Annotated in this window: 7 protein-coding genes; 5 read left to right on the plus strand and 2 right to left on the minus strand. The window is 43.3% G+C overall.

Going from position 1 to position 7867, the window contains the following annotated elements:
* Both F6K51_RS15200 and F6K51_RS15205 read left to right on the plus strand, forming a co-directional pair.
* Positions 1 to 873: Rpn family recombination-promoting nuclease/putative transposase (locus tag F6K51_RS15200; protein WP_293021463.1), on the plus strand; the 873-nt coding region annotated here is incomplete at its 5' end.
* Between the two features lie 307 nt (positions 874 to 1180).
* The gene (locus F6K51_RS15205; protein ID WP_075896369.1) at positions 1181 to 1765 is read left to right on the plus strand and encodes a DJ-1/PfpI family protein; all 585 of its coding nucleotides are present in this window, start codon (positions 1181 to 1183) and stop codon (positions 1763 to 1765) included.
* Positions 1766 to 2212: 447 nt separating this feature from the next.
* Here F6K51_RS15205 and moeB read toward each other — a convergent pair whose 3' ends face one another.
* Positions 2213 to 3385: a molybdopterin-synthase adenylyltransferase MoeB gene (gene moeB, locus F6K51_RS15210; RefSeq protein ID WP_075896371.1), complete on the minus strand. Its 1173-nt coding sequence runs from the start codon at positions 3383 to 3385 to the stop codon at positions 2213 to 2215.
* Between the two features lie 34 nt (positions 3386 to 3419).
* Entirely contained in the window at positions 3420 to 3896 is a 477-nt protein-coding gene (locus F6K51_RS15215) for a M67 family metallopeptidase (protein ID WP_075896373.1), read from the minus strand.
* 262 nt (positions 3897 to 4158) lie between these two features.
* Here F6K51_RS15215 and F6K51_RS15220 point away from each other — a divergent pair, with 262 nt between their 5' ends.
* The 3 genes from F6K51_RS15220 to F6K51_RS15230 all read left to right on the plus strand — a co-directional run bounded on the left by F6K51_RS15220 (position 4159) and on the right by F6K51_RS15230 (position 7836).
* Positions 4159 to 5346 carry a hypothetical protein gene (locus F6K51_RS15220; protein ID WP_075896375.1) on the plus strand — a complete coding sequence of 396 codons (1188 nt, stop codon included), beginning with the start codon at positions 4159 to 4161 and terminating at the stop codon, positions 5344 to 5346.
* A gap of 389 nt (positions 5347 to 5735) precedes the next feature.
* Entirely contained in the window at positions 5736 to 7439 is a 1704-nt protein-coding gene (locus tag F6K51_RS15225; protein ID WP_293021466.1) for an ABC-ATPase domain-containing protein, read from the plus strand.
* A gap of 55 nt (positions 7440 to 7494) precedes the next feature.
* Positions 7495 to 7836: a DUF433 domain-containing protein gene (locus tag F6K51_RS15230; RefSeq protein WP_293021468.1), complete on the plus strand. Its 342-nt coding sequence runs from the start codon at positions 7495 to 7497 to the stop codon at positions 7834 to 7836.
* Positions 7837 to 7867 lie beyond the last annotated feature (31 nt).

The following is a 7867-nucleotide window of genomic DNA, read 5'->3' on the forward strand; positions in this document are numbered from 1 at the left end:
TTGGCTTACGATAATATCTGTAAATACTTAGCCGAAGAATACCCATCGGAGTTTTTTCATTGGCTATTGGGTGAAGAACCTCGCGATATTCAGGTACTTAAAACCGAATTAAGTGCTGAACCAATTCAAGCTGATGCTCTGAGTCTACTGCAAAGTACTAACCAAATTCTGCACCTAGAATTTCAAACCCTACCCCAATCCGAGCCACCACTACCATTTCGGATGTTAGACTATTGGGTCAGATTACAACGTAAATACCGATGTCCCATTGACCAGGTCGTGATTTTCCTAAAATCTACGACCTCAGATCTGGTATTCAATAACGAGTTTAGGGATACTAATACCTGGCACCGTTATCGAATAATTCGTCTGTGGGAGCAAGACCCTCAACCACTGTTAGCCAATCGAGCTCTGTTACCCTTGGCAACTCTAGCTAGGAGCAATAACCCTAATCGATTGTTAGAGCAAGTGGTTGCCGAAGTGGATAGAATTGAAGAAAAACCATTACGGGGAAACCTAGCAGCTTGTGTGGATGTGCTGGCTGGTTTGCGGTTTGATAAAGAGTTAGTCCGTCGATTATTGAGGGAGGAAATTATGGAAGAATCAGTCACCTATCAAGATATTATCCAAAAGGGAGTCCAAAAGGGAATCCAACAGGGAATCCAGCAGGGACTCCAGCAGGGACTCGACCGAGGAAAGCAGGAGGAAGCGGTATTAATTGTGATGCGTTTGCTAACCCTGAGGTTAGGTTTACTTGACCCTGTGCTCCAACAACAGATTGAGGGATTATCGATTACTCGATTAGAGGAATTGAGTGAAGCGTTGTTGGATTTTAATACCGCAACGGATTTAGCAGTTTGGTTGGAGCACTAAATCCCAATTTTTGAATTAAGAATTTAGAATTTAGAATTAAGAATTTAGAATTTAGAATTTAGAATTTAGAATTTAGAATTTAGAATTTAGAATTTAGAATTTAGAATTTAGAATTATAGATTCTGCATTCTGCATTCTTCATTCTACATTCTTCATTCTGCATTCTTCATTCTTCATTCTTCATTCTTCATTCTTCATTCTGACAGACAACCTTGGCCAAAAGGCCACGCTACGCAAACAACCTCAGAACCTTGATAGATTAGGATTGCTCAAGAGCTATTCCGATTCAAACCACAGGAGTGATAACATGGCAGGAAAGCAAATCTTAATGCTCGTAGGTGACTTTGTAGAAGACTACGAAGTGATGGTTCCCTTCCAAGGGTTGCAGATGGTAGGACATACCGTTGATGCTGTCTGTCCTGACAAAAAAGCTGGGGACATTGTTCGCACAGCGGTTCATGACTTTGAAGGAGACCAGACCTACACGGAGAAGCCTGGTCACAACTTCACCCTCAATGCCACCTTTGATGCCATCAATCCTGAAGATTATGACGCCCTAGTGATTCCAGGGGGGCGAGCACCAGAATACATCCGCCTCAATCAAGATGTGATCAAAATCGTGCAGCACTTTGCCCAAGCCAACAAACCAATCGCAGCAATTTGTCATGGTGCTCAATTGTTGGCAGCAGCAGATGTAATCCAAGGTAAAAAATGTTCCGCTTATCCAGCCTGTGGTCCCGATGTTACCCGTGCTGGTGGAACCTATGCTGACATTCCAGTAGATCAAGCAATAGTAGACGGTAATTTAGTAACAGCTCCCGCTTGGCCTGCTCATCCCCGGTGGCTAGCAGAATTCCTCAAGGTTTTGGGTACTCGCATCGAGCATTCATAGCACTTTTCAATGGGGTAAGGTATAAATTCCTGGGTTTTAGGGAGTAGGGAGCAGGGAGTAGGGAGCAGCGATGCAGCGCGGTCTTGGGGGTTTCCCCCATGAGCGACTGCATCAAGACAGGGATCAACTTTGAGATCAGTGCTGAACTATACTTTGAGATCAGACAGTATCTACAGAATTAGCAGCATTGGTGACCAGTAAATAAAATAGCGATCGCAAACTCATCTGCGATCGCACCAAATACAACTAATGGAATTCCCGTTACCGTGGCCAGATCCAGTTCCTATAGCAGTCCAAGACAAGGTTAAGACATAGTTCTGTTCCCTGGTTAAAACCTTCTTGACTATTGCCTTTTGCCTTTTGCCTTTTGCCTTTTGCCTTTTGCCTTTTGCCTTAAAAGGATAAGCAATGTCCCTGACTGGTTCACCATAATTGCTATATATTTAGTTAGTATTGCGGTACTGATGAATCAATTTCCTGACTCCAGGCAGTAATACCTCCTTTGACATTAATCCCTTCAATACCAGCCTCTTTCAAAATTCCCAAGGCTTTCGCTGAGCGACCTCCCTTCTTGCAATGGGCAATCAAGCGATGACCATTAACCAGCTCCTTAACTTTTGCTACACCAGAACCCTGTTCAATATCCGGTAATGGCACTAGAACTGAGCCAGAAATCTTAGCAATCTCATACTCATGGGGATTGCGGACATCAATTAAAACAAAATCATCCGCACCACTATCCATGAGTTCCTTGAGCTCCTGGACATTCATCTCTTTGATATCCATCTGGCGTTTGGCTTCCTCTTCTTTAGCTTGGGGAATGCCACAGAATTGTTGATAGTCAATCAACTTCTCAATGACCGGTCGTTCTGGATTGAGTCCCAGTTTCAATTCCCGGAAAGTCATATTTAAAGAGTTGTATAGCAACAAACGTCCACTGAGGGTATCCCCCTTGCCTAAAATAATTTTGACCGTTTCCGTTGCTTGGATCACGCCAATAATTCCTGGCAGAATGCCCAAAACCCCTCCTTCTGCACAGGAAGGTACCATTCCTGGTGGTGGGGGCTCAGGGAACAAGTCGCGGTAGTTGGGACCACCTTCGTAATTAAACACTGTCGCCTGTCCCTCAAACCGGAAAATAGAGCCATAGACATTTGGCTTATTCAGAAGTACACACGCATCATTGACTAGGTAACGGGTGGGAAAGTTATCGGTACCATCGACGATAATGTCATAGGGTGCCATGATTTCCAAGGCATTCTCGGAATTCAGCAGGGTTTCGTAGAGGTCTACCTGACAGTGAGGGTTGATTTCTAGAATCCGCTCTTTGGCCGACTGAATTTTCGGTTTACCGACCCACGACGTCCCGTGAATTACCTGACGTTGGAGGTTAGAACTATCTACAACATCGAAATCGACTAGACCTAGGTTTCCAATTCCAGCAGCAGCAAGATAGAGCAATAGGGGTGAACCTAATCCACCACTACCTATACATAGGACACTGGCAGCTTTGAGGCGTTTTTGTCCATCTAACCCAACTTCTGGCAAAATCAGGTGTCGGGAGTAACGTTCGTATTCGTCTTTACTTAATTGGATTTCATCTAGATTGGGATTTAACATGGCATGTTGGGTTGGAAGCGGTAAGACTCAGCAGTTAACCTTTGATAATGATAGTTTCTTCTGGCTGGAACTGGTGGTGTTCATCCAGGCTCCAACTTCTGAAGTCACACGCTTTACCTTCCTCAACGGCAACAATAATATACGAGTATTGCTGCCAAGCGATCGCACGATCAAATTCTGAAGGTACCGCTGGGTGATCTGGATGAGAGTGATAGATCCCGATTATATCCAGATTGCGATCGCGTGCGTCTTTTTGTGCCCGCAGTAGCACCTCAGGTGCAATGCTAAATCGGCGCTGTCTGCTATAATCTCCCTGAGGTTTGCCCTCAACCGTAGCATAGGCATCAGCTGCTTCACTATCCCAGTTGTTCGGTGTGGGTAATACTTCAACCAGAGTTTTCACCTCACCCCGGTGCTTACCCAATAGTAAACCGCAGCACTCTTCAGGATAGGTGCTCTCTGCGTGGTTTTGAATTGCCAGTTGATGCTCAGTGTCCAGTTTTAAGCCCATACCGATTTAACTATCACCATGTCTTGATGCAACTCTTTTTTGTTCACAGTTGAGTCTATAGTATCGTCAACTGTCAACCGTTAACCAAAAATTATCAATTATCAAATTATCAATTATAATATCACTTGTAATAGGTAAAATATTGTCGGTTGTAATACGTATTAGTCTTCGGGGTTGGTCAAATTTCAATTAACAAGTCTCAATTCACCAGTCTCAATCGTCAAATTTCAATTAACAAGTCGTTAAGGCACCAGGATTTGATATGACTCCTAACCGCACTATAACAGCAAACAACGAAGAATATCGATTTTTTTTTCAGGAGAATGCTGCCAATATTTTTAAACACCATGACCTGGAAGTAATAGAGTCATTGCAACGTCGAAAAATTTCGATTAGCAACATTATACCATTGGAACAGGTTTACAAGATATCTGTAAAAATCGGTAAAAATATTCCCTTTAAGTCAGTAAAAAAATTAGCCTTACAACAAATGGAGGCAGTAGGGGAATTTCTCCAATATTTTCAAATAAGCATCCTCGGTCAACCCACCAGTATCTTCCAACTCCATGAGATTGAAATTAAAATAGATAAAATTTTTACCCCTGGCTTAACCTATGAGGCCGGGAAACTACTAATCTCTATTCCTGACTCTTCCTTACCGTTTCAGTCCCGTTACCTTAGCGATCAGGAGCTGAAAAATCAATGGAATAAGGGTAATCATCTCTCTAAAAAGTCTCTGTCTCGTAAAGCTTGGTGGTTATTAAATCCAATCGGGGAATTTCGGACTAACCTCAGAACAGTGCTATGGCAAGCTGCCCAAAAGCAAATTTTAGGTATTGACAAACTATTACTTAAGTTTGGCTTAATTGATAGATATGATAGAAGTGAGCAAAGCAGTGATCAACCTAGCTTACTGTTCAACCAGAATACGCCACCACAAGACCAGGGGTTCAGAGAAGGTGCGATCGCATTGATCAAAAACTCTGTGAATGAAGAGAAGCTGGGAATAGACTTAGAAGTAGTACTTAAGGATCAAGATGAGGCTACCTTAGGGAAGCTGCTGGGATTATTTAGGCAAAACTTGGCAGACGCCGGTCAAATAGAAGAACTGATTGAAGCTGGTGCTTTAACCCTACAACAAGCCGTTTTCCATGAACAATCTGAAATTGATATTAAGATGTTTGGGTTTGTGAATGTCGGGAATTATCATCGCATTGATGTATCGCTGAATCTAAGTGCTGGTTACTTGAAAAAATATGTTGAATTGATTCCCAGAAAGGCTGTAATCAAAGCAATTCAATTTGGATTTGTTAACGTCTATACTATAGATGATATTACAGTAAATCCTAACTTTCATGGAGCAATTAAGCTCTATTGGGAAACCGCTGCTCTGGAAAAATCACTGCAAGAATTAAGTCTAGTTAATCTATCAGAGCAGTCAAGTCAGTAAACTTAAGCGGTCAGCATTCAGCGGTCAGCGGTCAGCGGTCAGCGGTCAGCTTCGTGGCACAGGCTTCCAGCCTGTGACTTCACTAAGATTAAACAAATGGTTAGCTGTTTTATTCAAAAGCACCTCAAGTAGCCTGGGTGGCACAGGCTTCTAGCCTGTGAAGTAGCCCATAAGCTGATAGCTGATAGCTTAAGTCATTACTCAATAGTCATAAGGGTAGTCAACACTCAAAAGTCATCAATCCCTTGTTAATTGACAATTGGCTATACTAATCCGTGTAGGAATTGTGAGAATTTTTGTTCCCTTTTCCCTACTCCCTGTTCCCTGTTCCCTGTTCCCTTTGGTATAGTAACCATTGACAATTAACAAGCAATTTTCTGCTTGCAATTATGGCCACTAGCAATCAATTGGAGTCGTTACTCCTACAACTCGATGATCGCAGCTACAAATCCTACAGAGATATCAAGGGTAGCTATCAGTTTCCAGATTTCACTCTAGTCATTGACAGGGTTCAGGGAGACCCCTTTGCCTCTCCTAGCCAAGTGCGCGTTTACTTACCCCAGTCAGTGGCTGGTTTCCCCAGTGAGCTGTATCGCACTGACAGCCGAGCCATCGCCCTAGAGGATTATCTAACTCGCTCATTTGATTGGGTAGCTCGGGAAATGAGCTGTCGGCGGGGTACCGGGAATAGTGGCTTGATTGCCATTACCCGTGTCGGGCAATCAGTACTGGAGCGCACCTCCGCTTTGGTGAGTGATGAAGGGGTAGAAATCCGGTTTGTGGTAGGATTACCAGCTCGTGGTCGTCGGATTTCTGGGCGTCAGGCCGCAGAAATGCTATGCCAAGATATCCCTGATATTATAGACCAATCCATTAAGTATGAAGTCCTCGATCCAGCTGCTATTAAGCATCATGTAGAAACAGTGGAAGATGCCGATTGGCTGCGTCAACAGCTGGCAAGCCGTGAATTAGTTGCTTTTATTCCTAACGGTGCCATTTTGCCACGGTCGAGTGGGGTGGATGACAAACCATTACAAGAGGATGCGATCGCATTTCAATCTCCCCAGACACTTCAAGTAGCATTCACTTGTCCCAATCGAGGATTAATTACCGGTATGGGAATCCCAGAAGGGATCACCTTGATTGTAGGAGGTGGCTATCATGGCAAATCCACAGTGCTCAAAGCCATTGAATTAGGCGTTTACAATCATATTCCTGGAGATGGACGGGAATTAGTAGTCACCAATCCCACCGCTGTCAAGATTCGGGCTGAAGATGGTCGGGGGATTGCTGGTGTAGATATTTCCCCATTTATTAATCAATTACCTCAAGGTCGCTCTACTGAAAAATTTTCCACCACCAATGCTAGTGGTAGCACCTCCCAGGCCGCAAATATTATCGAAGCACTTGAGGCCGGTACCAAGTTACTGTTGGTAGACGAAGACACAGCAGCAACTAACTTTATGATTCGCGATCGCCGTATGCAGGAGCTGATTGCTAAAGATAAAGAACCGATTACACCATTTATTGATAAAGTCCAACAGCTCTATACCGAGTATGGTGTCTCTACTATATTAGTCATGGGAGGCAGTGGAGATTACTTTGATGTAGCCGATACCGTCATTGCCATGGAAAACTTCCAACCCCAGGATGTCACCGAAAAGGCTCAGTTAATTGCCGAAAAATACTTTACCGAACGCACCGCTGAAGGCGGGAAACACTTTGGCACTATTACCCCACGGGTACCATTAGCCGATGGGATTGACCCCAGTCGTGGACGCAAAGCCGTAAAATTGAAAGTCCGAGATGTAGATGAAGTAGGGTTTGGCACAGAAAATATTGATTTATCTGCTGTTGAGCAGATTGTAGAAGTAGGTCAGTTAAGAGGAATTTCCAAAGCTCTTGTTTATGCTAAAGAGAAGTATATCGATGAACGATTGACCCTATCCGAAATTTTGGATCTGGTGATGAAAGATATTGAAGAAGAAGGATTGGATGTACTAACGTTCCTTCCTGAAGGGGATTTAGTCCAATTCCGCCCCTTGGAATTAGCAGCAGCGCTGAATCGATTGCGAACCCTGTCAGTGCTTTGAGGGGAATCCGGATCAACAGTGCTTTTAAAATTATCAATTATCAATTCTTGAACTGATGAAAATAGAAGACTATTTTGATTTTATTGCTCCTGATGATATTCGCATCAAAGGAACGCGAGTGGGCATTGAGAATGTTCTGTATGAGTACATTTATCGTAATCGTACTCCAGAAGAAATTCTTAACTGTTTTTACACCATTACCTTGGATCAAGTTTATGCTACAATCCTTTACTACTTAAACAACAAAGAAGTTGTCAGCGAATATATCTCTGACTGGCTGGAATGGAGTCATCAGCAACAAAAAGCTCAAGAACTCAACCCTCCTCCAGGGATAGTTCGATTACGAAAATTAAAAGCGGAACAAGAAGCGAAGAATAAAGCCTATACTATGACTTAAGCGCAATCATCCCATCATGCCCATACGTCAA

It is taken from the genome of Moorena sp. SIO3I8, from assembly GCF_010692325.1.
Taxonomy (GTDB): Bacteria; Cyanobacteriota; Cyanobacteriia; order Cyanobacteriales; family Coleofasciculaceae; genus Moorena.

Bases quoted from the DNA above. Each gene is read 5' to 3' on its own strand.
- F6K51_RS15205 (WP_075896369.1), top strand. From the start codon at position 1,181: ATGGCAGGAAAGCAAATCTTAATGCTCGTAGGTGACTTTGTAGAAGAC.
- moeB (WP_075896371.1), bottom strand. From the start codon at position 3,385: ATGTTAAATCCCAATCTAGATGAAATCCAATTAAGTAAAGACGAATAC.
- F6K51_RS15215 (WP_075896373.1), bottom strand. From the start codon at position 3,896: ATGGGCTTAAAACTGGACACTGAGCATCAACTGGCAATTCAAAACCAC.
- F6K51_RS15220 (WP_075896375.1), top strand. From the start codon at position 4,159: ATGACTCCTAACCGCACTATAACAGCAAACAACGAAGAATATCGATTT.
- F6K51_RS15225 (WP_293021466.1), top strand. From the start codon at position 5,736: ATGGCCACTAGCAATCAATTGGAGTCGTTACTCCTACAACTCGATGAT.
- F6K51_RS15230 (WP_293021468.1), top strand. From the start codon at position 7,495: ATGAAAATAGAAGACTATTTTGATTTTATTGCTCCTGATGATATTCGC.